Origin of the sequence: Mycobacterium sp. TY815 (assembly GCF_030755135.1) — a bacterium.
In the GTDB taxonomy this organism is placed as follows: domain Bacteria; phylum Actinomycetota; class Actinomycetes; order Mycobacteriales; family Mycobacteriaceae; genus Mycobacterium.
Genome location: NZ_JAUFRX010000005.1, coordinates 20,665 through 43,402 on the forward strand (window position 1 = coordinate 20,665; position 22,738 = coordinate 43,402).

The 22,738-nt window shown below is 65.9% G+C and carries 22 protein-coding genes; 11 read left to right on the top strand and 11 right to left on the bottom strand.

Annotated elements, in window-relative coordinates; genetic code table 11:
* Positions 1-118 precede the first annotated feature (118 nt).
* Complete coding sequence (locus QXK92_RS31705; RefSeq protein WP_306248419.1) at positions 119-547, top strand: CBS domain-containing protein; 429 nt, start codon at positions 119-121, stop codon at positions 545-547.
* Between the two features lie 87 nt (positions 548-634).
* Here the strand turns inward: QXK92_RS31705 and QXK92_RS31710 are convergent, their stop codons facing one another.
* The gene (locus QXK92_RS31710) at positions 635-1,246 is read right to left on the bottom strand and encodes a type II toxin-antitoxin system PemK/MazF family toxin (protein WP_306248421.1); all 612 of its coding nucleotides are present in this window, start codon (positions 1,244-1,246) and stop codon (positions 635-637) included.
* Between QXK92_RS31710 and lepA the strand changes: the two genes are divergently transcribed.
* Positions 1,213-3,177, top strand: a complete 1,965-nt coding sequence (lepA, locus tag QXK92_RS31715; RefSeq protein WP_371934631.1) for a translation elongation factor 4 — start codon at positions 1,213-1,215, stop codon at positions 3,175-3,177. The two genes, QXK92_RS31710 and lepA, sit on opposite strands and share 34 nt — an antisense overlap.
* A 39-nt stretch (positions 3,178-3,216) precedes the next feature.
* Here the strand turns inward: lepA and QXK92_RS31720 are convergent, their stop codons facing one another.
* Entirely contained in the window at positions 3,217-5,169 is a 1,953-nt protein-coding gene (locus QXK92_RS31720) for a glycoside hydrolase family 15 protein (RefSeq protein ID WP_371934634.1), read from the bottom strand.
* Between the two features lie 200 nt (positions 5,170-5,369).
* Between QXK92_RS31720 and QXK92_RS31725 the strand changes: the two genes are divergently transcribed.
* The 5 genes from QXK92_RS31725 to QXK92_RS31745 all read left to right on the top strand — a co-directional run bounded on the left by QXK92_RS31725 (position 5,370) and on the right by QXK92_RS31745 (position 9,716).
* Positions 5,370-5,573: a hypothetical protein gene (locus tag QXK92_RS31725; protein WP_306248694.1), complete on the top strand. Its 204-nt coding sequence runs from the start codon at positions 5,370-5,372 to the stop codon at positions 5,571-5,573.
* A gap of 350 nt (positions 5,574-5,923) precedes the next feature.
* Complete coding sequence (locus QXK92_RS31730; RefSeq protein WP_306248425.1) at positions 5,924-6,964, top strand: sulfate ABC transporter substrate-binding protein; 1,041 nt, start codon at positions 5,924-5,926, stop codon at positions 6,962-6,964.
* Positions 6,961-7,833 (top strand): sulfate ABC transporter permease subunit CysT, encoded by an 873-nt coding sequence (cysT, locus tag QXK92_RS31735; RefSeq protein WP_306248427.1) that lies wholly within the window; start codon positions 6,961-6,963, stop codon positions 7,831-7,833. The genes QXK92_RS31730 and cysT overlap by 4 nt, the downstream gene beginning before the upstream one ends.
* Positions 7,830-8,642 carry a sulfate ABC transporter permease subunit CysW gene (gene cysW, locus QXK92_RS31740; RefSeq protein WP_306248428.1) on the top strand — a complete coding sequence of 271 codons (813 nt, stop codon included), beginning with the start codon at positions 7,830-7,832 and terminating at the stop codon, positions 8,640-8,642. The genes cysT and cysW overlap by 4 nt, the downstream gene beginning before the upstream one ends.
* A 21-nt stretch (positions 8,643-8,663) precedes the next feature.
* Positions 8,664-9,716 carry a sulfate/molybdate ABC transporter ATP-binding protein gene (locus QXK92_RS31745; protein ID WP_306248430.1) on the top strand — a complete coding sequence of 351 codons (1,053 nt, stop codon included), beginning with the start codon at positions 8,664-8,666 and terminating at the stop codon, positions 9,714-9,716.
* Positions 9,717-9,732: 16 nt separating this feature from the next.
* Here QXK92_RS31745 and QXK92_RS31750 read toward each other — a convergent pair whose 3' ends face one another.
* From QXK92_RS31750 to QXK92_RS34250, 5 genes are all read right to left on the bottom strand, one after another.
* Positions 9,733-9,969, bottom strand: coding sequence for a DUF6480 family protein (locus tag QXK92_RS31750; RefSeq protein WP_306248432.1), 237 nt, complete (start codon positions 9,967-9,969; stop codon positions 9,733-9,735).
* A 320-nt stretch (positions 9,970-10,289) separates the two neighbouring features.
* The gene (locus QXK92_RS31755) at positions 10,290-11,003 is read right to left on the bottom strand and encodes a sirohydrochlorin chelatase (protein ID WP_306248434.1); all 714 of its coding nucleotides are present in this window, start codon (positions 11,001-11,003) and stop codon (positions 10,290-10,292) included.
* On the bottom strand, positions 11,000-11,740 hold the full coding sequence (locus QXK92_RS31760) for a phosphoadenylyl-sulfate reductase (protein WP_306248436.1): 741 nt from the start codon (positions 11,738-11,740) through the stop codon (positions 11,000-11,002). Before QXK92_RS31760 ends, QXK92_RS31755 begins: the two co-directional genes overlap by 4 nt.
* The gene (locus tag QXK92_RS31765; protein WP_306248438.1) at positions 11,737-13,407 is read right to left on the bottom strand and encodes a nitrite/sulfite reductase; all 1,671 of its coding nucleotides are present in this window, start codon (positions 13,405-13,407) and stop codon (positions 11,737-11,739) included. Before QXK92_RS31765 ends, QXK92_RS31760 begins: the two co-directional genes overlap by 4 nt.
* A 112-nt stretch (positions 13,408-13,519) precedes the next feature.
* A complete protein-coding gene (locus QXK92_RS34250; RefSeq protein ID WP_371934239.1) occupies positions 13,520-13,621 on the bottom strand; it encodes an Ms4527A family Cys-rich leader peptide in 102 nt (33 codons plus the stop codon).
* Between the two features lie 149 nt (positions 13,622-13,770).
* Between QXK92_RS34250 and hemW the strand changes: the two genes are divergently transcribed.
* The gene (gene hemW, locus QXK92_RS31770) at positions 13,771-14,943 is read left to right on the top strand and encodes a radical SAM family heme chaperone HemW (RefSeq protein WP_306248440.1); all 1,173 of its coding nucleotides are present in this window, start codon (positions 13,771-13,773) and stop codon (positions 14,941-14,943) included.
* Positions 14,944-14,949: 6 nt separating this feature from the next.
* On the opposite strand, the gene QXK92_RS31775 is transcribed toward hemW, so the two are convergent.
* Both QXK92_RS31775 and QXK92_RS31780 read right to left on the bottom strand, forming a co-directional pair.
* Positions 14,950-16,191, bottom strand: a complete 1,242-nt coding sequence (locus QXK92_RS31775) for a sodium-dependent bicarbonate transport family permease (RefSeq protein ID WP_306248442.1) — start codon at positions 16,189-16,191, stop codon at positions 14,950-14,952.
* Between the two features lie 286 nt (positions 16,192-16,477).
* A complete protein-coding gene (locus QXK92_RS31780; RefSeq protein ID WP_306248444.1) occupies positions 16,478-16,687 on the bottom strand; it encodes a hypothetical protein in 210 nt (69 codons plus the stop codon).
* Positions 16,688-17,026: 339 nt separating this feature from the next.
* Here QXK92_RS31780 and QXK92_RS31785 point away from each other — a divergent pair, with 339 nt between their 5' ends.
* The 3 genes from QXK92_RS31785 (at position 17,027) to QXK92_RS31795 (ending at position 20,363) form a co-directional block, all read left to right on the top strand.
* Positions 17,027-18,382: a salicylate synthase gene (locus QXK92_RS31785; protein WP_306248445.1), complete on the top strand. Its 1,356-nt coding sequence runs from the start codon at positions 17,027-17,029 to the stop codon at positions 18,380-18,382.
* Between the two features lie 185 nt (positions 18,383-18,567).
* Entirely contained in the window at positions 18,568-19,332 is a 765-nt protein-coding gene (locus tag QXK92_RS31790) for a sigma 54 modulation/S30EA ribosomal C-terminal domain-containing protein (RefSeq protein WP_306248447.1), read from the top strand.
* An 8-nt stretch (positions 19,333-19,340) separates the two neighbouring features.
* On the top strand, positions 19,341-20,363 hold the full coding sequence (locus QXK92_RS31795) for an acyl-ACP desaturase (protein ID WP_371934240.1): 1,023 nt from the start codon (positions 19,341-19,343) through the stop codon (positions 20,361-20,363).
* Here QXK92_RS31795 and QXK92_RS31800 read toward each other — a convergent pair.
* Both QXK92_RS31800 and QXK92_RS31805 read right to left on the bottom strand, forming a co-directional pair.
* Entirely contained in the window at positions 20,350-21,261 is a 912-nt protein-coding gene (locus tag QXK92_RS31800) for a MerR family transcriptional regulator (protein ID WP_306248451.1), read from the bottom strand. The genes QXK92_RS31795 and QXK92_RS31800 overlap by 14 nt on opposite strands.
* The gene (locus QXK92_RS31805; protein ID WP_371934632.1) at positions 21,258-22,736 is read right to left on the bottom strand and encodes a flavin-containing monooxygenase; all 1,479 of its coding nucleotides are present in this window, start codon (positions 22,734-22,736) and stop codon (positions 21,258-21,260) included. The genes QXK92_RS31800 and QXK92_RS31805 overlap by 4 nt, the downstream gene beginning before the upstream one ends.
* Positions 22,737-22,738 lie beyond the last annotated feature (2 nt).

Sequence of the window (22,738 nt, forward strand, 5' to 3'; positions counted from 1 at the left end):
CAAGCCGAGCGGATGTGTTCACCGCAATCGACCAGACACGGGTTCGATTGCGTCCTTTTCCGCCGGGCGAGTTAGTCGTAGCCTGTGTGAATCAGATCACCATCGACGGGAGGCATTGATGCGGATCGCGGACGTCTTGCGGAACAAGGGTGCGGCGGTGACGACGATCAACCCGGATGCGACGGTCCGTGAACTGCTTGCCGGTCTTGCCGAACAGAACATCGGCGCCATGGTGGTGATGGGCGACGAGGGCGTGGTCGGCATCGTGTCCGAGCGCGACGTCGTGCGCCAACTGCACGTACACGGTCCCAGCGTGCTGTCGCGCCCCGTCTCCAAGATCATGACCAGCGCCGTTGCCACCTGCACCAAGTCCGACACCGTGGACAGCATCAGCGTGCTCATGACGGAGAACCGGGTGCGTCACGTGCCGGTGCTCGATGGCCGCAAGCTGATCGGCATCGTCAGCATTGGTGACGTCGTGAAGACGCGGATGGGTGAGCTCGAGGCCGAGCAGCAGCAGCTGCAGTCCTACATCACCCAGGGCTGAGTTTCACCGCAAGTTCCACCCGCGAGCAGACGCGAAATCGCACGGGAGCAAACGCTCCGATGCGATTTCGCGTCTGCTCGCGCAACCTCAGCGCCAGGAGTACTCGGCGCGCAGCCGTGCCGCGACCACTTCGAAGGTTTCGCGTTCCAGGATCGCGCCCTCGCGGCGAATGCCTTCCTCCGGCACGTCGAGAACCCGGTCCAGCCGCACCCAGCTCGGCCTGCCCTCGTAATCCCAGTCACCGGAACCGATGGCGACCCAGTCCCGGTCGTCGGTGTGGCGTTCCTGGCTGGAGAGCATGAGCCCGAGCAGCACGGTGCGGTCCCGGCCCACCACCAGAACCGGCCGGTCCTTGCCGCGCGTCGGGTCGTCCTCGTAGACCACCCAGGTCCAGACGATCTCGCCCGGATCGGCCCGACCGTCAAGGTCGGGTGCGTAACTCACTTTGCGGGCCCGCTGCGCAGTCGGGAAGCTCGTTTTGGTCACCGGCCGGCCGGCGGTGATCTCGGTCGGCGGCGCCGGCAGACCCATCGCCATGATGTTCGCGGTGATCTTCACCGCCTGCTGGATGGTCTTCAGCGTCTCCTGCGTGTTCTGCAGGCGCTGAACGACCTTCGGAGCCTCGTTGACCAAGTTCTCCGCGAACCGCTGAAACGTCTTCCACTGTGACTTGCCGGACGACTTCTTACCCGGTGCCATGCTCGCAGCATAACCGCGCGATTGTGTCCCGGCTGCCGCGCACGGATACGCTGGGCATACTCGCTGACCGCCCGACCAGGAGATTTCCCATCGCCAGTTTCGCCGACACGACCTTCACCCCGCCGGCGCAGATTCGGAACTTCTGCATCATCGCTCACATCGACCACGGCAAGTCGACGCTGGCCGACCGGATGCTGCAGCTGACCGGGGTTGTCGACGAGCGCTCGATGCGCGCCCAGTACCTGGACCGGATGGACATCGAGCGCGAACGCGGCATCACCATCAAGGCGCAGAACGTGCGGCTGCCCTGGAACGTTGACGGCACGGATTACGTGCTGCATCTCATCGACACGCCCGGCCACGTCGACTTCACCTACGAGGTGTCCCGCGCCCTGGAAGCCTGCGAGGGCGCGGTCCTGCTGGTCGACGCCGCCCAGGGCATCGAAGCGCAGACGCTGGCCAACCTGTACCTGGCGCTGGACCGCGACCTGCACATCATTCCCGTACTCAACAAGATCGACCTGCCGGCCGCCGACCCGGATCGCTACGCCGGTGAGATCGCGCACATCATCGGCTGCGAACCCGGCGACGTGCTGCGTGTGTCCGGCAAGACCGGCGAGGGCGTCGCGGATCTGCTCGACCACGTGGTCCGCGAGGTGCCGCCGCCGCAGGGTGACGCCGACGCCCCCACCCGCGCGATGATCTTCGACTCCGTCTACGACATCTATCGCGGCGTGGTCACCTACGTCCGCGTGGTCGACGGCAAGATCGTCCCGCGCGAACGCATCGCGATGATGTCCACCGGCGCCACCCACGAACTGCTGGAAGTCGGCATCGTCTCACCCGAGCCGAAGCCGAGCCAGGGACTCGGTGTTGGCGAGGTGGGCTACCTGATCACCGGCGTCAAGGACGTCCGGCAGTCCAAAGTGGGTGACACGGTGACGACTGCCCGCCACGGCGCCACCGAAGCGCTGACCGGCTACCGCGAGCCCAAACCGATGGTCTACTCCGGCCTCTATCCCGTTGACGGCAGCGACTACCCGAACCTGCGCGACGCCCTGGACAAGCTGCAACTCAACGACGCGGCACTGACCTACGAGCCGGAAACCTCAGTGGCACTGGGCTTCGGGTTCCGCTGCGGCTTCCTGGGCCTGCTGCACATGGAGATCACCCGCGAACGCCTGGAGCGCGAATTCGACCTGGACCTGATCTCGACCTCACCCAACGTCGTCTACCGCGTGGTCAAAGAAGACAATACCGAGATCGTGGTGACGAATCCGTCGGACTGGCCGGAGGGCAAGATCCGCACCGTCTATGAACCCGTGGTGAAGACCACCATTATCGCGCCCAGTGAATTCATCGGCACCATCATGGAATTGAGCCAGTCGCGACGCGGCGAGTTGGGCGGCATGGACTATCTGTCGCCCGAACGGGTTGAGCTGCGTTACACAATGCCGTTGGGCGAGATCATCTTTGACTTCTTCGACTCGCTGAAGTCGCGCACCCGCGGGTACGCCAGCCTGGACTACGAAGAGGCCGGCGAACAGGAAGCGCAGCTGGTCAAGGTCGACATCCTGTTGCAGGGCGAGGCGGTCGACGCGTTCAGTGCGATCGTGCACAAGGACTCGGCGTTCGCCTACGGCAACAAGATGACCACCAAGCTCAAGGAGCTGATCCCGCGCCAGCAGTTCGAAGTGCCGGTGCAGGCTGCCATCGGGTCGAAAATCATTGCGCGCGAGAACATCCGGGCCATCCGCAAGGACGTGCTGTCCAAGTGCTACGGCGGTGACATCACCCGTAAGCGCAAACTGCTGGAAAAACAGAAGGAAGGCAAGAAGCGGATGAAAACCATTGGGCGGGTTGACGTTCCGCAGGAAGCGTTCGTGGCAGCCTTGTCCACCGAATCGCCAGGGGACAAGGGCAAGAAGTAGCGCTCCGGCCGAAAGCAGGCCGGGACGCCCGGGCCGGGCTCAGACGGGCGCGTTGGCGGGCTGGAAGGTCCCCGACCCGTCGGCTTCCTCCTCCGCCCGGATCACATGCACCACCGCGTTGATCAACGCCAGGTGGGTGAACGCCTGCGGGAAGTTGCCCAGGTGCCGTCCGGTCCGCGGCTCGATCTCCTCGGCGTACAGGTGCAGGGGACTGGCATAGGCCAGTAGTCGCTCGCACAGCCGCTTGGCGCGCGCCACCTCACCGATCTCGACCAGCGCCGACACCAGCCAGAACGAGCAGATGGTGAAGGTGCCTTCCTCGCCGGACAGCCCGTCGTCGGTCTCGTGCACCCGGTACCGCAGCACCAGGCCTTCCTCGGTGAGCTCGTCGGCGATGGCCAGCACCGTGGCGCGCACCCGCGGGTCGTCGGGCGGAAGGAACCGGGTCAGCACGACCAGGAGCAGCGACGCGTCGAGGGCGTCGTTGCCGTAGCGCTGGGTGAACACACCCCGGGAGTCCACGCCGTGCTCCAGGATGTCGGCCTTGATCTCGTCGGCGATCTCGTGCCACTGCTGGGCATAGCTGAGTTCGCCCTGCTTCTCGGCCAGCTTGGCCCCACGGTCCAGCGCCACCCAGCACATCACCTTCGACGAGGTGAAGTGCTGTGGCTCGCCACGCACCTCCCAGATCCCGCGGTCGGGCTCCCGCCAGTGCTTGATTGCCTCTTCGACCTGCTTTTTCAGCACCGGCCACAGCGTCTCGGGAACCTGTTCGCGCGATTTGGCGTGCAGGTAGAACGAGTCGAGCACCGAACCCCAGATGTCGTGCTGCACCTGGTCGTAGGCGCCGTTGCCGATCCGGACCGGGCGCGCGTGGTCGTAGCCGGAGAGATGGTTGAGTTCCTCTTCGACCAGGCTGCGCTCCCCGCCGACCCCGTACATCACCTGCAGCGGGTGACGTTCGTTGCTGTTGGCGCCGGAGACGTCGGCGATGAAGGCGAAGAAGTCGTCGGCCTCGCGATCCAGGCCCAGCGTGTAGAGACCCCACAGTGCGAATGTCGAGTCGCGTATCCAGGAGTAGCGGTAGTCCCAGTTGCGCTCGCCATGCGGCGTCTCGGGCAGCGAGGTGGTGCTGGCCGCCAGCAGCGCGCCGGTGGGCGAGTACGTCAGGCCCTTCAAGGTCAGGGCACTGCGCTGCAGGTAGGCGCGCCACGGGTGGTCCGGGAAGTTGCCGATATTGATCCACTGCCGCCAGCACTCGGTGGTCTGCCACATCTTGTCGGCGGCCTCTTGGTAGGTCTGCGGCGGCGGATGCTTGGTCCAGCTCAGCGCGACGAACACGTCGTCGCCCTCTTTCATCCGGGTACGGGCGCGTGCCTCGCGGCCCTCCAGCCCGATGCGCAGGTTGGTGGTCAGCCGCAGCGTCGGGTGGGCGTCAGGCTGCTTGCTGGCCCGGGCGATGGCCTCGCCGTACGCATTGGATGAGTACTCCCAGACCGCGCCGAGGCGGTGGTAGTCGAAGGCCGGTTCGCAACTCATCATCAGTTCGACGGTGCCGCTGACGCAGCGCACGGTGCGTAGCAGGATGTGCTCGGCGTCCCAGTCCATCGGGGTGCGGCGATGCGTCCGGGAACGCCGTTCGATGTCGTGCCACGGTCCCATCACCAGGGCGTCGCGCACGATCAGCCAGCCGGTATGGGTCTGCCAGGTGGTCTCCATGATCAGGCTGCCGGGCAGGTAACGCCTCGCCGAGGGCACCGAGACGCCGTAGGGGCCGAGCCGGAAATGGCCGGCGCTGCGGTCCAGAATCGCGCCGAACACGCTAGGGGAGTCCGGGCGCGGCACACATAGCCACTCCACCGAGCCGGCCGGCGAGATCAGGCAGGTCGTCTCCCAGTCCGACAGAAAGGCGTAATCGGCGATCGGCGGAAACGGGTTACGCGACGACGACGTGGACGGGTATGGCGCAATCGAGTCGAATTCGACGGGCATCGAAGGGTCGACCGTTTGAAGTTCAGTGGACGCGGAGACCGTCGGGGACTCCTCCGCCAAAGGGACCACCTCGTCGTTAGCTGTATCAGCGGCATCGGGGTGCAGGGCCATCCCGACATCATCGACCGTCGACCCGCTCTGCGTCCACCGCCGCAACCGAGGTGTTACGTGTGCGCAAACCCGTCCCGGCCACGACTAGGGTGGGCACGGTGAACGGCTTCCTCAATTGGTGGGACGGCGTTGAGCTGTGGCTCTCCGGCCTGCCGTTCGTGCTGCAGGCGCTGGCGGTGATGCCGGTGGTCCTGGGGCTGGCCTACCTGTTGGCGACGTTGCTGGACGCCGCGCTCGGAAAAGGAATCCAGTTGCTGCGCCGCGCCCGCCACTCCGACGAGACCTCCGGGTAATCACCATGCCCCGTTCGCACGTCACCCTTGTTCTGGTCGCGCTCGTGGCCTTGGTCATCGTCACCTGGCTCGTCACCCACTGATTTGCCCGCCAAATTGCCGACGGCGTGAACTCTGTTAGGCTTCGCGACATGCATGCCGCAGCCCCTGTTCTGGAGCGCCGCGTTTCGGCGTTCGGCTGCGCTGTTTTCGCCGTGGTGAGTTGCGCCGCGGTCGATGCACGCTGTTGTCGCTGACTCCTGAACCCGTGTGCGGTCTGGTATGGAGTTCGTGATCTCCGTCGTTACTGACTAATCGCCTTTCCGCAGCACGGGACCGCAATCCAGATGTCCCGTACTGAAAGGCAATCGATGTCGCAGAGGTTCTCCGACCTCAGGTCTCGATGGCGGCATTGTGCCGCCCTCGTCCTGATTACCGGTGTCGCTGCCGCGTGCAGCGGTGGTCCCAGCGATGTCGTCGGCGGCGGGGGACTGGCTGACGCGAAGTCGAGCATCACGCTGGTCGCCTATTCGGTCGCCGAACCGGGTTGGAGCAAGGTGATTCCGGCGTTCAATGCCTCCGAAGAAGGCAAGGGTGTGCAGGTCATCACCTCCTTCGGCGCCTCTGGAGACCAGTCGCGCGGCGTCGCCGAAGGCAAGCCGGCCGACCTGGTGAACTTCTCGGTCGAGCCCGACATCACCCGTCTGGTCAAGGGCGGCAAGGTCGCCAAGGACTGGGACACCGGAGCCACCAGAGGCATCCCGTTCGGCTCGGTGGTGACGTTGGTGGTGCGCAAAGGAAACCCGAAGAACATTCACGACTGGGACGACCTGCTTCGCCCGGGCGTGGAGGTGGTGACTCCCAGCCCGCTGAGTTCGGGCTCGGCCAAATGGAATTTATTGGCCCCGTATGCCGTCAAGAGTGAAGGCGGCCGGAACGGCCAGGCCGGTATCGAGTTTGTCAACCGATTGGTGAGGGAACACGTCAAAATGCGTCCAGGCTCGGGGCGAGAGGCGACGGACGTTTTCGTCCAGGGCAGTGGAGATGTGCTGATCAGCTACGAGAATGAGGCCATCGCCGCGGAGCGAGCCGGTAAGCCGGTCGAACACGTCACGCCGCCACAGACATTCAAGATCGAGAACCCGATGGCCGTGCTGAGCACCAGCACTCATCTCGCCGCCGCGACAGCCTTCAAGAACTTCCAGTACACCGCGGCCGCACAGACGCTGTGGGCGAAAGCCGGTTTCCGGCCGGTCGATCCCGCCGTCGCGGCGACGTTCCGGGACCAGTTCCCGGTGCCGCTGAAACTGTGGACCATCGCCGACCTGGGCGGGTGGGGCACCGTCGACCCGCAACTGTTCGACAAGAACTCGGGCAGCATCACCAAGATCTACACGCAGGCCACGGGATGACCGCCGTGACGACAACCCCGAATCCCGAGGCGATCCGGCCGGAACTCGAGGACGATGTCCCAGCACCGCCCGGCGGACGCGCAGGCAGCACCTCGCTGCGGGTCGGCGTGGCGACCGTCTGGCTGTCGGTGATCGTGCTGCTGCCGCTGGCCGCCATCGTCTGGCAGGCCGTCGGCGGCGGTTGGGACGCCTTCCGGCTGGCCGTCACCTCGCACGCGGCACTTGAGTCCTTCCGCGTGACGCTGACCATTTCCGCCGGCGTCACACTGCTCAATACGGTGTTCGGGTTGCTGATCGCCTGGGTGTTGGTGCGCGACAACTTCTTTGGCAAGCGCATCGTCGACGCGGTGATCGACCTGCCGTTCGCGCTGCCGACCATCGTCGCCAGCCTGGTGATGCTGGCCCTCTACGGCAATCACAGCCCGGTCGGCCTGCATCTGCAGCACACGTCGTGGGGCGTGGGAGTTGCTTTGGCGTTCGTGACGCTGCCGTTCGTCGTGCGCGCCGTTCAGCCCGTGCTCCTGGAGATCGACCGCGAATCGGAGGAAGCGGCGGCGTCGCTGGGTGCCAGTGGACCGAAGATCTTCACCTCCGTCGTGCTGCCGTCGTTATTGCCCGCCCTGTTGTCCGGTGCCGGACTGGCGTTTTCGCGCGCCATCGGCGAGTTCGGGTCGGTGGTGCTGATCGGCGGCGCGATACCGGGCAAGACCGAAGTGTCCTCGCAGTGGATCCGGACGTTGATCGAGAACGACGACCGCACCGGTGCGGCTGCGATATCCATTGTGCTGCTCTCGCTTTCGTTCATCGTGCTGCTCGTGCTGCGCCTCATCGGCTCCCGTGCGGCCCGGCGTGAGGAGTTGTCCGCGTGAACTCGTCCCGGACGGTCCGTTACCTGCTGCGCTACTCGGCGCTGGCGTATATCGCGGTGCTGCTGCTGGTTCCGGTGGTGCTGATCCTGTGGCGAACTTTTCAGCCCGGTCTGGGTCAGTTCTACGACTGGGTCAGCACGCCGGCCGCCGTCTCGGCGCTGAACCTGTCCCTGTTGGTGGTGGCGATCGTGGTGCCGCTGAATGTGGTGTTCGGGATCCCGACCGCATTGGTGCTCGCGCGCAACCGTTTTCGTGGCAAGGGCGTCCTGCAGGCGGTGATCGACCTGCCGTTCGCGGTGTCGCCGGTGATCGTCGGTGTGGCGCTGATCGTGCTGTGGGGCAGCGCCGGCGCCCTCGGATTCGTCGAGCGCGACCTTGGCTTCAAGATCATCTTCGGCTTCCCCGGCATCGTGCTCGCCAGCATCTTCGTCACGCTGCCGTTCGTGGTGCGCGAGGTCGAACCGGTGCTGCACGAGCTGGGAACCGATCAGGAGCAGGCCGCCGCCACGCTGGGTTCGGGTTGGTGGCAGACGTTTTGGCGGATCACGCTGCCGTCCATTCGCTGGGGCCTGACCTACGGCATCGTGCTGACCATCGCGCGCACCCTCGGTGAGTACGGCGCGGTGATCATGGTGTCGTCCAACCTGCCCGGCGAGTCGCAGACGCTGACCCTGCTGGTGTCCGACCGCTACAACCGGGGCGCGGAGTACGGCGCGTACGCACTGTCGACATTGTTGATGGGGGTCGCCGTGTTGGTGCTGATCGTTCAAGTGGTACTCGATGCCCGTCGGGCAAAAGCAAGTAAATAGCCGGACAAGGAGACTCGAAGCATGACTGGGACCGACCAGGGCAAGAACGCCATCGTTGTGCGGGACGCCTACAAGCACTACGGCGACTTCGTCGCGCTGGACCACGTGGACTTCGTGGTCCCCACCGGATCGCTGACCGCCTTGCTGGGGCCCAGTGGGTCGGGTAAGTCGACGCTGTTGCGCACCATCGCCGGCCTCGACCAGCCCGACTCCGGGACCGTCACGATCAACGGCCGCGAGGTCACCCGGGTGCCCCCGCAACGCCGGGGGATCGGGTTCGTCTTCCAGCACTACGCGGCGTTCAAACATCTGACGGTGCGCAACAACGTCGCCTTCGGGTTGAAGATCCGCAAACGTCCCAAGGCGGAGATCAACGAGAAAGTGGACCATCTGCTGGAAGTGGTGGGGCTCAGCGGTTTTCAGAACCGCTATCCCAACCAGCTGTCCGGCGGTCAGCGTCAGCGCATGGCGCTGGCCCGGGCGCTGGCCGTCGACCCGGAGGTGCTGCTGCTCGACGAGCCGTTCGGCGCCCTGGACGCCAAGGTGCGCGAGGACCTGCGGTCCTGGTTGCGGCGTCTGCACGACGAGGTGCACGTCACCACCGTGCTGGTCACCCACGACCAGGCCGAGGCGCTGGACGTCGCCGACCGGATCGCCGTGCTCAACAAGGGCCGCATCGAGCAGATCGGTTCTCCGACCGAGGTCTACGACGCTCCCCAGAACGCGTTCGTGATGTCCTTCCTGGGCGCGGTGTCGGCGCTCAACGGAGCACTGGTGCGCCCGCACGACATCCGGGTGGGCCGCAATCCGGAAATGGCGGTGGCCGGCGGCGACGGCACGGCGGAGTCGATCGGTGTCGTACGCGCCACCGTCGACCGGGTGGTGACACTCGGATTCGAGGTCCGCGTCGAATTGACCAGCGCCGCCTCCGGTGGGCCGTTCACCGCCCAGATCACCCGCGGTGACGCCGAGGCGCTGGCGCTCAAGGAGGGCGACGAGGTGTACGTGCGCGCCACCCGGGTGCCGCCGATCGCCGATGAGGTGCAGGTGGAATCGACGCTCACCACCGCGTGATCGGCGGTGGAGCCGGTTAAGGCAGGCCCGCCAGCATCCACACGGCGACACCGGCGAACAGCACCGCGAACAGGATCACCGCGACGATTCCGGTCAGCACCATCGGCGTGAGGATCCGCTTCGGGCGTGGCTGTTGCGCCGACACTCCTGAGGTCTGCGCCGAGTCGGGCGGCGTCGAGTCGGGCGGGACACCGCCGCCGGGCTCGAGGCCCGGTACTTGAGCCGGATTGGGGTCTGGAGGCATAGCCGTCATGGGTGCGCGGGTACCCGGTCGCGCGCGCATCACACCGATGGGGCCTTGCTTGGTTCAGCGCTCATGGCGGGGTGTACTCGAACTTTGTCGCCACACGTGCAGACTCAGTGAGTCGGGGCCGCGCAGACGCGGCCGTGCTTCACCGAGCCTGCGCTCATGGCGGGGTGTACTCGAACTTTGTCGCCACACGTGCAGACTCAGTGAGTCGGGGCCGCGCAGACGCGAGCGTGCTTCACCGAGCCTGCGCTCATGGCGGGGTGTACTCGAACTTTGTCGCCACACGTGCAGACTCAGTGAGTCAGGGCCGCGGCTGAGGCAAATTACGCGGCGGCGCGCTTCACAGCGGCCTGATCGAAGCGGTCCAGCACCGTCTCGGCCACCAACGGATGCGCCCCCAGCGGCGCGGCCATACCGACCCCGGCCTCGTCTGCGAAGCGCTGCACCCGGTCCGGTATGCGACCCGGCGCCAGGAACCAGGGGGCGATGACCACCCGGGCGGCGCCCTGGTCGAGCAGCCGTTGCACCGATTCGGCCAGCGAGGGCTCTCGATGCGTTGCGAACGCGGTTGTGACTGCGGCCCAACGGGTTCCGGCTGCCAGGCGGGGCGCGACCTCGGCGGTACGGGCATTGGCCGCCGGGTTCGACGACCCGATGGCCACCACGAGCACGCCCAGGTTGTCGTCGAGCCGGGAGAACCCTGACTCCATGACCCGCCGGCGGGCCACCGCAATCAGCCGATCATCCTCACCCAAGACGCGGGCCTGACAGACTCGGTCACCGATGCAGCAGTCGGCGATCTGTGCCGGGATGTCCACGCGCGCATGGTAAGCGTCGGCCAGCAGCAGGGGAGTGACGACGGCTTCGCCCGGGCACTCGGTGAGCACGTCGATCAGACTCGGCGAGTTGTGCTCACAGAAGGCGACCCGCACATCCAGGCCGGGCCGCAGCCGCGCCACCTGGCGTGCGACGGCCCGGGTGTTGGCCGCCGAACGAGGGTCCGCGCTACCGTGCGCGGTCAGCACGAGAGAGGTCACGACGCGTGCAGACCGCATTCGGTCTTCGACAACCCCTGCCACCGGCCACTGCGCGGATCCGCGCCCTCGACCGGCTTGGCGGTGCACGGAGCGCAACCGATTGACGGATACCCTTCGTAGACAAGGGGATTGACCAACACGTCATGCTCGTCGATGTAGTTCTGCATGTCCTGATCCGACCAGGCCGCCAGCGGGTTGATCTTCACCAGCTTGAACGCCTCGTCGAAGCTGATCAGCGGGGCGTTGGCGCGGGTCGGCGCCTCGACCCGGCGAATGCCCGTCACCCACGCCGAGTAGCCGCGCAGCGCCTTGCCGAGTGGAACCACCTTGCGCAACCGGCAGCACTCGCCGGGGTCGCGGGCGAACAGGTCCTTGCCCAGCAGCTTGTCCTGCTCGGCGACCGTGTGCTCGGGGTTGACGTTGACGACGCGGATGTCGTAGACGGATTCGATCGCGTCGCGGGTGCCGATGGTTTCCACGAAGTGATATCCCGTGTCCAGGAACAGCACCGGCACACCCGGTCGCACCTTGGCCGCCATGTCCACCAACACCGCGTCCTGCATGTTGGAGGCCACCACGTAGTTGCACGTCGCCCAGCCGCGGGGTCCGTTGACACCGCCGAAGTGCTTTTCGGTCCACTGCAACAGTTCGGTGGCGTTGGCGCCGGCGAGCTCCGCCGCGCCGCGCGCCGCCAGGTCGCGAAGTTCCTCTTCGGTCAATGTGGTCGCTTCACTCATCGCAAGTCGTCCTCCTCGGCCCGGACGGCCCACTGCGCGAAGCGCTCACCCTCGGTGCGGTGCTTGAGGAAGTTGCGGGTCACCCGGTCGATGTAGTCGCCCAGCTCCTCGCTGGTGACCTTGTGCTGACGCAGTTTTCGCCCGAATCCACTGTCCAGGCCCAGGCCGCCACCCAGGTGCACCTGGAATCCCTCGACCGAGCCGCCTTCCCCGTCGTCGACCATCTGCCCCTTGAAGCCGATGTCGGCGATCTGGATCCGGGCGCACGAGTTGGGGCAGCCGTTGATGTTGACGGTGATCGGCACATCGAGGCTGGAGTTGATGTCTTCCAGTCGCCTTTCCAGCTCGGGCACCAAAGACTGTGCGCGCACCCGGGTTTCGGCGAACGACAACTTGCAGTACTCGATTCCGCTGCACGCCATCAGGTTCCGGCGCCACTGCGACGGTCGTACCTGCAGGCCGAGGGCTTCCAGCCCCGCAACCGTCTGATCGACCTTGTCGTCGGGGATGTCGAGGATGACCAGCTTCTGATAGGGGGTGAAGCGGATCCGGTCGGAGCCGGCCTGCTCGGCGAGTTCGGCGATCGCGGTCAGGATGGTGCCGGAGACACGCCCGGCGATCGGGGACGCCCCGATGGCATTGAGTCCGTTCTTCGTGCGCTGCACGCCGACATGGTCGATCGGATGCGCAAGCGGAGCGGGCGCCGGGCCGTCGATCAACGGGCGCTTGAGGTACTCGGTCTCGAGAACCTGGCGGAACTTTTCGACACCCCAGTCCTTGACCAGGAACTTCAGCCGCGCCTTGGCCCGCAGTCGCCGGTAGCCGTAATCCCGGAAGATCGACGTCACGGCCTCCCAGACCTCGGGCACTTCCTGCAGTGGCACCCAGACACCAAGCCGCTGGGCCAGCATGGGGTTGGTGGACAGCCCACCGCCGACCCACAGGTCCAGGCCCGGCCCGTGCTCGGGGTGGTTGACGCCGATGAACGCGATGTCGTTGATCTCGTGGGCGACATCCTGCAGGCCGGAGATGGCGGTCTTGTACTTGCGGGGCAGGTCGGCGTACTCGGGCTTGCCGATGTAACGGCGCACGATTTCGTCGATGGCCCAGGTCGGGTCGATCACCTCGTCGAGAGATTCGCCGGCCAGCGGCGACCCCAGCACCACACGGGGGCAGTCGCCGCAGGCCTCGGTGGTCTGCAGGCCGACCTCGTCCAGGCGCCGCCAGATCTCTGGGACGTTCTCCACTTCGATCCAGTGGTACTGGATGTTCTCCCGGTCGGAGATGTCGGCGGTGTCGCGGGCGAACTCGATCGAGATCTCGCCCAGCGTGCGCAGGGCGGCCGCCGAGATCGCGCCGCCATCGCAGCGCACCCGCATCATGAAGTACTTGGCCTCGAGCAGATCCGCGTTGTCGTCGCCGGTGAACGAGCCGTCGTAACCCTGTTCACGCTGGGTGTAGAGGCCCCACCAGCGGAAGCGCCCGCGCAGGTCGCTCTTGTCGATGCTGTCGAATCCGCCTTTGGCGTAAATGTTCTCGATGCGCTCGCGCACCTCGAGCGGCGCGCCCGCCTTCTTCATCTCCTCGTTGGGGTTCAGCGGCTCGCGATTGCCCAATGCCCACTGACCCTCGTTACGGGGCGCCTTTGCGGGGCGTGCTGTGGTCATTCGGGTAACTCCTTCGCGGACATGCCGACTGGAACACGCGCAGCTCACCGTTGATTCCGGCGGCGCAGATCCGGCAGCCAGCAGGTGGTACGGGTGGGCTGGGTCTACGACATCAAGGCAGACAGCAACAGCTGCAGACGCGCTTGAGGTCGATATGCCGCCGCGCCACCAGCGCTACACGCAGGTTCGAATTGGCGGCGATCACGGGTGCCATTCTGCCATGGATCCGTCCCACCCGTGCTACCAGGTCAAATTTCTTCTCACGGTGATTAAAACTAGCGCCCGAAGCTGGATGATTCGGTAAACGAAACCGGGAATAGCCTGGGAAACGAGTCCCGCCGGGCACCCGTGCCAAGATTTGGCATGGCCCCAGCCGAGGCGCCGGCGGAACTGCCGGCCATCCAGCTCACCCCCGGACGACCGTTCGGCCTCTACGTCCACGTCCCGTTCTGCATCACCCGGTGCGGCTACTGCGACTTCAACACCTACACCCCGGCGGAGCTGGGCGGCGTCAACCCGGATGCCTGGCTCGCGGCCCTGCGCACCGAGCTGGAACGGGCCGCCGAGCGGCTTGCCGGTCCGTCGGTGGATACCGTGTTCGTCGGTGGCGGCACCCCCTCGTTGCTGGGCGGCGCCCGCCTGACGACGTTGCTGGACATGGTGCGTGACCACTTCACCCTCGCTCCGAACGCCGAGATCACGACCGAGGCCAATCCCGAGTCGACGTGGCCGGAGTTCTTCGAGGAGATCCGGGAGGCCGGCTACACCCGCGTGTCACTGGGCATGCAGTCGGTGGTGCCCCAGGTGCTGGGGGTGCTGGACCGGGTGCACACGCCCAACCGCTCGGCGTCCGCCGCCCGGGAGGCGCTGGCGCTGGGTTTCGAGCACGTCAGCCTGGACCTGATCTACGGCACACCCGGTGAAACCGACGACGACCTGCTGCGCTCGGTCGACACCGCGGTCGAGACGGGTGTGGACCACGTATCGGCGTACGCACTGGTGGTCGAGGAGGGCACCGCGATGGCCAGGCGGGTCCGCAGCGGTGAACTCGAGCCGCCGGACGACGACGTGCTGGCGCGCCGCTACGAGTTGGTCGACGAACGGCTTTCCGCGGCCGGAATGGGCTGGTACGAGGTGTCCAACTGGGCCCGTGCCGGCGGTGAGTGCCTGCACAACCTGGGGTATTGGGACCGCGGCGAGTGGTGGGGCGCCGGACCCGGCGCGCACAGCTATGTCGGGGACATCCGCTGGTGGAATGTCAAGCATCCCAACACGTATGGGTCCAAACTTGGCGAAGGTGCGCTACCCGTGGCCGGTTTCGAGCAATTGGGTGCCGACGCGCTGCACACCGAGGAGGTGTTGCTGCAGATCCGGCTGCGTCAGGGCTTGCCGCTGGCCCGGCTCAGTGCGGTCGAACGGGAGCGCGCCGAGGAGGTGGTCGCCGCTGGGTTGCTGGAGTCTGACGGCGACCACCTGGTCCTCAGCGACCGGGGCCGGCTGCTTGCCGACGCGGTCGTGCGCACCCTGCTGGGCTGACGGCGGTCATACGCCGAACCACTGCTCGAAGACGCGGGCGATCTCGATGTAAAGCGGAATCCCGATCGTCACGTTGTAGGAGAACGTCAGGCCCAGGGACGCGGCCAGGGGCAGCGTCGGACTGGCTTCCGGGATCGCCAGCCGCTGCACCGCGGGGACGGCGATGTACGAGGCGGCGCCGCACAGGACGGCGAACAGCACATAGGTGCCGGGCTTGAAGTCGGAGTGGGTGAGGGCGGCGTAGCTGCAGGCGACCGCAATCCCAATGGTGGCAAAGAGATTGGGCACCAGGAGGCCGAAGAGGATGAAGCCGGGCCCGGCCGATCGCAGGTCCTTCAGCTTGCGCGACGCCGTCATGCCCATCTCGAGCAGGAACAGGCACAGCACGCCCTGGAAGGCCAGGACGAAGAACCGGTCGTCGTCGGCGACGACCTTCTGCCCCTGCAGGCCACTGACCAGGCCGATGACGATGCCACCGATCAGCAGCACCAGCCCGGGATTAAGGAAGACCTCCTGGAAGAGTTCGCGGGAGAAGATCGGCATCCGCTTGCCCCGGGGTGCGGGCGGCGTCTGGTCCGGCTCCCAGTCCGGATGGTCCAGCTTCTCCATCGACAGTTCGCGCTCGAGCTCGATCGCGCGGAGCGCTTCGGCGTCCAGGCTCTGGCCGGGTGCCGGCTTGGCCGGCGTGCCGGGGCCGATCGAGGCCCGCACCGGCGGGGTGTAGCCGGCCTCGTCAGGCATGTAGCCCGCCGCGTCCAGGCCGCGGTGCCGCAGGCGGGCAACCAGGTACAGGGCGACCAGGCAGCCCGGAATCTCCATGACCGCCAGCATCACCGGCATGTAGGCGTTGAAGGCGATGTTGACGGCGGTCAGCACGGCGACGCAGGTGGCGAAGGTACCGGCCGAGTCCGACCCGTAGTAGCCCGCGACGGTGGCCTTATCGACCGCGCGCATGGTGCTGAGCCTGCTCAGCAGCAGGTAGGCCAGCCCACCGATTGCGAAGTTCAGGACGAACCCGAGCACCATGAAGCCCACGATGACGCCGATGCTGGAGGCGTTGATCTTGGCGAGTTCCTCGCCACCGTGCCAGCCGATGGCCAGCAGCAGGTACATGGTCAGGCCCTGGTAGATCACGTAGGGAAACTCGAAGCGCACCTTGAGGATCGGAATCAGAAAACCGAAGTAGAAGAACAGCAGCAAAGGCTTGAACAGGTTGTGGGTGAAGTTTTCCCAGAACTCGTGCAGCATTGAGCACCTCTCGAGCATCCTGCGGCGATTCGAAGGAAGTACTGACCGTCTTGGCGACCACGAACATCCAGACAACGCAGCGAACTTAGCTTGAGCCGTTGACCGGTCGCCACTCAGAATCCGTGTCTAACAGCTGTTTTGGGGACAGTTTTCCTGGCGTTGCGACTACCGAAACACCGGCGTAACGAGCGGAAAGCGTAATTGCGCTGGCTAACGCGTTTTGGGCCCTATTTGTGTGGACTAGGTACCAATTACCTGTTAATTCGCTGGGAGAATTCGTGTCGCGTCAGCGAACAGAGGACAGGCGCGACGACTTGACGTCGATGTCGCGCTTGCGGTGCGTCACCGACAGCCAAGCGGCGGGCGAGTAGTGGGTGGTGGTCTCTTCGAACCCGTCGACGGTGCATACCGTCAGCACCCCGGTCTCCTCGTTGAACGTCAGGTTCTCGACGTCGCCTTTGATCTCTTCACCGTCAGTCATTCGGATGACGAACATGGACGGTCCTCCCCAGTGGTGACGGCCGCGGTGGAGGGTGAATCCCCCCGCGGTTTTCCGTTGAGATGCTAGGAGCGCGGGGGGTTGTTGACTCGTCGCGCCAGCGGACGAGAGGTAAACGATCGGGAAACTTTTGGTGTGCGCCGATCGTCGAACGCACCAGTCGGTGCCGGCTGATTCGGGGCCGCTGCCAGCACGAACACGTCGCGAAGGGGCCGAGCGGCCGATCGCTGCCGGATATGCGTCGGATGTTAGTTTGCTATGAGGCCCGAACTGTCCTCATGGCGAAATGTGCCGGGGGTCGCGCGCCGGGTAATAGGTTAGGCTACATTTACTTACGTGACGGACACCGGCGTGCAGACAAGCTCTGTCATCGGGGCGTCGCTGTGTCTGCCCCTTCCTGCTGACGTCGAACCCGCCGACCTCGCCGCCGAATTGGCCGCGGTGCTGGTCGAGCCGCTCGGCGAGGAATACCTGCTCTACGAACACGACGGCGAGTGGGTGCTGGCCGCGGGTGTGCAGGCGATGGTGGAGCTCGACAGCGACGAACTGCGGGTCATCCGCGACGGCGTTACCCGCCGGCAACAGTGGACGGGGCGCCCCGGAGCCGTGCTCGGGGAAGCGGTCGACCGGTTGTTGCTGGAGACCGATGAGGCTTTCGGCTGGGTTGCCTTCGAATTCGGGGTCTACCGCTATGGCCTGCAGGCGCGGCTGGCCCCGCACACCCCGCTGGCCCGGGTTTTCTGGCCGCGGTTGCGCATCGCGGTCACCGCCGACGACGTCCGGCTGTTCGGCGGCGGCACCCGGGAGCGGGAAGCGGTGGAGAGGCTGCTCACCGGGGGGCTGCGCGACATACGACGCTCCCGTGCGGTCGACCTGTCTGCGGATCCGTCCGGCTACCGCAACCGGGTGGCGGTGGCCGTGAGCGAAATCGCCGCGGGCAGCTATCACAAGGTGATCCTGTCCCGCTGCCTGGAAGTGCCGTTCCCGCTTGACTTCCCGGCCACCTATCGGCTCGGCCGGCGGCACAACACACCGGTGCGGTCATTCTTGTTGCGGCTCGGTGGTATTCGCGCGCTGGGTTACAGCCCGGAGCTGGTCACCTCGGTCCGGGCCGACGGCGTGGTGATCACCGAGCCACTGGCCGGCACTCGCGCGTTGGGGCGCGGTGCGGTGCCGGACAAGCAGGCTCGCGACGACCTGCAATCAGACTCCAAAGAGATTGTGGAACACGCTATCTCGGTTCGGACTTCGCTGCAGGAGGTGACCGAGATCGCGGCGCCCGGAACTGCGTCGGTCACCGACTTCATGGCGGTGCGCGAGCGCGGGAGTGTGCAGCACCTCGGATCCACCATCACCGGGCAGTTGAACCCGACGAGCGACCGGATGGTGGCGCTGGAAACCCTCTTCCCCGCGGTGACCGCCTCGGGAATTCCCAAAGCGGATGGCGTCGAAGCCATCCTGCGTCTCGACGAAGGTCCGCGCGGCCTGTATTCCGGTGCGGTGGTGAAGTTTTCGGCGGACGGTGCGCTCGATGCCGCATTGGCGTTGCGAGCGGCCTACGAACATGACGGCCGCACCTGGTTGCGGGCCGGAGCCGGCATCATCGAAGCCTCAAATCCCGAGCGGGAATTCGAGGAGACGTGCGAGAAGTTGTCGACACTGGCGCCTTATCTGGTGGAAAGTCACATTTAAGGCTCGCACGCCCCGGGTACGGCGCACTGTGATGTCGGCCACGGGAATTCATGCCCCCTGCATTCGTTCGGGACTTTAGGCACTCCCGGTGGGACTTTCGGCTCTATCTGACGCGGCCGTTCGCCAGCGAAGCTTCACTGCGCGGCGTTCGATATCGCGGAATGGACAGAAAGGGTCGCTAGGGCGTGAAGGCACTCGAGGTGGTGCGGGAATTCCCCGATGTCGACGTGACATCGTGTGGCCCGGTGACCGCCGTCCAGGCCGATCGGGTGGCGCAGGCGGTCGGTGAGGTTCTGGCCTCCCACGAGATCACCGGGGGCGCTCGGGTACGCCTCAAGACGGGAATTTGTGGCCGCGGTCCAATGGTGATGCAGGTGAACCTGTCGGTCGGCGAACTCCCGGCGCGCGTCGCCGCCGTCACCGCCGGCATCGACGATCTCTCGCCGGCGCTGGAAAGACTTGACCGTCATATCGGCCGGATGCTTGCGCCGTGGCAGCCCCGCCCATGGCCCGATCCAGCGCGCCGGATCCTGACGGTGGGTGACGATGCCGTCATCACCCGCCGCAAAAACGTTGCACTGCAACGCACCACGCCGCTGCAAGCGGTGGCCGTGATGGACGGTATGGACTACGACGCGCACCTGTTCACCGACGTGGAGACCGGTGAGGACGCACTGGTGTACCGGGCCGGACCGTCGGGATTGCGCCTGGCCCGCCAGTGGCATGTATTCCCACCGGGGTGGGCATGGTCACCGGGCATACCGGGACCACAGCTGCCGCTGATCGTGAATTCCCGTGCCACACCGACATTGAGCGAATCCGATGCAGTACGCCGCGCCTGTGAACACAGCTTGCCACTGCTGTTCTACACCGACCGGGAAACCGGTCGCGGTCATATGTTGTACCCCCGCCATGACGGCAACCTCGGCCTGCTGGTGCCGACCAAGTAACCCAGGAGATGTCTGTGCCCAAAGAACTGACGAATCTGCAACTGCTGCAAGAACTTGAACCCGTCGCCGAGCGCCTGCTCAACCGGCACCTGTCGATGTTCAAGGAATGGAACCCGCACGACTACATCCCGTGGTCGGACGGCAAGAACTACTACGCCCTCGACGGTCAGGACTGGGAGCCGGGGCAGAGCCGGCTCTCCGATGTGGCCCAGGTGGCGATGGTGCAGAACCTGCTGACCGAGGACAACCTGCCGTCGTATCACCGCGAGATCTCCATGAACTTCAGCCTGGACGGCGCTTGGGGGCAGTGGGTCAACCGGTGGACCGCCGAGGAGAACCGGCACAGCACGGCGCTGCGCGACTACCTGGTGGTGACCCGCGCGGTCGACCCGGTCGAACTGGAAAAGCTGCGGATGGAGCAGATCACCCGCGGCTTCAGCCCCGGCCAGAACCAGCAGGGCGACATGTTCGCGGAAAGCCTGTTCGACTCGGTCATGTATGTCTCGTTTCAGGAACTGGCTACCCGCGTCTCACACCGAAACACCGGAAAAGCCTGCGACGACAGCATCGCCAACCAGTTGCTGGCCCGGGTGTCGGCGGACGAGAACCTGCACATGATCTTCTACCGCGATGTCAGCGCGGCCGGTCTGGACATCGCGCCCAACCAGGCGATGAAGTCGGTGCACAGAATCTTGCGCAACTTCAAAATGCCCGGGTACACCGTGCCGGAGTTCCGGCGCAAGGCGGTGGTGATCGCCGTCGGCGGGGTCTACGACCCGCGCATCCACCTCGACGAGGTGGTGATGCCGGTGCTGCGGAAGTGGCGGATCTTCGAACGCGAAGATTTCACCGGCGAAGCGGAGCGGATGCGTGACGATCTCGCGCTGTTGATCAAGGAACTCGAGCAGGCCTCGGAGAAGTTCGAGGAATCCAAGCAGCGCTATCTGGACCGGGAGGCGCGCAAGGCTGAGCGGATCACCGCCGCCCGCGTGCTCCGCACCGAGGGGACGCTGACGCTCAGCGGGCACTGACGTCGGACTCGGCCGAACGCTCAAGATACTCCGACAGCAGGCGGCTGACCAGTGTCTCGATGTTCGACTCGATCGACGACGCAAGGGTCGCGGTGACGGTCGCCACCGCCTGGGTGCGGAAGCGGACCAGCATGGTGATCAGTTCGGCGACCTCTGCGTCCGCCGGCAGCGCCTCGCCGGGTTTGATCCGATTCGCCACGTGTTCGAAACCGGCGCGGACCAGCAGGTCGCTGATCTCGTCGACCTTGGGCAGGATCTGCTCGTGCAGGTCGATCAGCTTGTCGATGCTCACGCCGTAACCGCGGACTTCGTTGAACGCCTCGATGAGCTTGGGCCGGGTGACGGTGGCCTGCTCACCGTCGACGCGGATGACCTGCAGTGCGACCAGCCGGTCGAAAGCGGTTGCGTCGTCGACGAGTTGGCGGGCCTGCGGCAGCGACATCGTCTGAGGTTTCTCGGTGGTCCAGGTGCCCACGATCGCGGTTTCCAGGCCCAGGACGTCGCCCAGATTCTTGCCTTCCTCCCACGCGCTGAGCATCTCCCGGACGTGAGCGATGTTGTAGCCGCGATCGAGCATCGAGGTGATCAGGCGCAGCCGGGTCAGGTGCGTGTCGTTGAACAGTGCGATCCGCCCGACCCGCAGCGGGGGCGGTAGCAGGCCGCGGTCTCGGTAGACGCGGATGTTGCGCGTCGTGGTCCCGGCCAGCCGGGCGAGCTCCTCGATCCGGTACTCGCCGGACGCCGCGGCGCCGTGTGGGTGTCGCACCGCGGCGTCGAAGAGCTGTGTCACAGCCGTTTCGACGAAATCGCGTGACTGGCGCCGTACGCGGTGCGGCGCCCGCCGCACGTTGTACAGCACGCTGGCAATCGTGCCGGGTTCTGGCCGGGGGGAGGTCATGCGCCGACGCGGGTGACCGCGTCGTAATGCCGATATCGGAAGTCGCCCATCTGGCGAAGATACTGGGTGGCGGTCCCCGGATACATGGAACCGTTGTACCCGTCCTTGGTCAGATACCAACTCGAACAGCCGGACATCCACGTCGTCCGGGTCAGCCGGCGCTGGATGTCCTGGTTGTGCCGGCGCTGGACGTCTTCGCGCACATCGAGGTAACACAGGTCCTTGTCGAGGATGGTGGTGATACCGCGCACCGCGTAGTCGAGCTGGCCTTCGATGTACACGAGCAGGGAGTTGTGGCCGGGGCCTGAGTTGGGTCCGGTCATGAAGAACAGGTTGGGGTACCCGTGCGCGTTGATGCTCTTGTAAGCCTGTGCGCCGCGGGCCCATTCGTCGCTCAGCGAGCGACCGCCGAGGCCGGTGACCTCGAACGGGGGCCCGGTGAGGTGGACGTCGTAACCGGTGGCGAAGACGATGCAGTCCAGGTGGTGTTCGATGCCGTCGCTGGTGCGGATCCCGACCGGGCTCAGCGTCGCGATCGGCCAGTCGATCAGCTTGCAGTTCTCGCGCTGCAGCGCCGGGTAATAGTCGCTGGAGATCAGCATCCGTTTGCATCCGGGCGCGAAGTCGGGCGTCAGCTGCCGGCGCAACCAGGGATCTTTCACCTGGGCGCGGATATGGGCCTGGCCCAGCCGGGCCACCACCGAGGTCAGCGGGGTGTTCCACACCATCGCCGTCGCGGTGGCTTCGTGACCCCAGAACAGCAGTTGCCGGGCAAGTTGCTGGGTGGCGGGAACTTTCGCGAACAGTGCCTGCACCGCCGGTGGCGTGGCGACATCCAGCCGCGGCAGCACCCAGCCGGGCGTGCGCTGGAAGACTTTGACGAACCCAGCCTGCTTCACCAGTTCGGGGATGATCTGGATCGCGCTGGCGCCGGTGCCGATGACGGCAACCCGCTTGCCGGCGAAGTCGTATTCGGAATCCCACCGGGCACTGTGGATCTTGTGCCCCTGGTAGCTGTCCAGCCCACGGATGTCCGGAAAGCTGGCGTCCGACAGCGGCCCGGAGGCCAGCACGACGGTGCGCGCCCGAAACCGCTTGCGATTTCTGGTCGTTGCGGTCCACACGCCGGCTTTCTCGTCGAATCTCAGACCCGTCACCTCGTGACCGAACCGGATATGACGGCGGATGCCGAACCTGTTCGCCATCTCCTCGATGTGCCGATAGATCTCCGGGGCGGGGGAGTAGGTGCGCGACCACTTCGGGTTCTTGACGAACGAGTACGAGTACAGCAGCGACGGGACGTCGCAGCTGGCGCCCGGATACTGCGTGTCGCGCCAGGTACCGCCGACCCGGTCGGAGCGCTCCAGGATGATCACGTCCCCGGGTTTGTTCAGGCCGGCTTCGGCCAGCCGGATCGCCGCACCGAGCCCGGTGAACCCCGCGCCGATGATGAGTGTGGAATGGATGTCCGCCATCG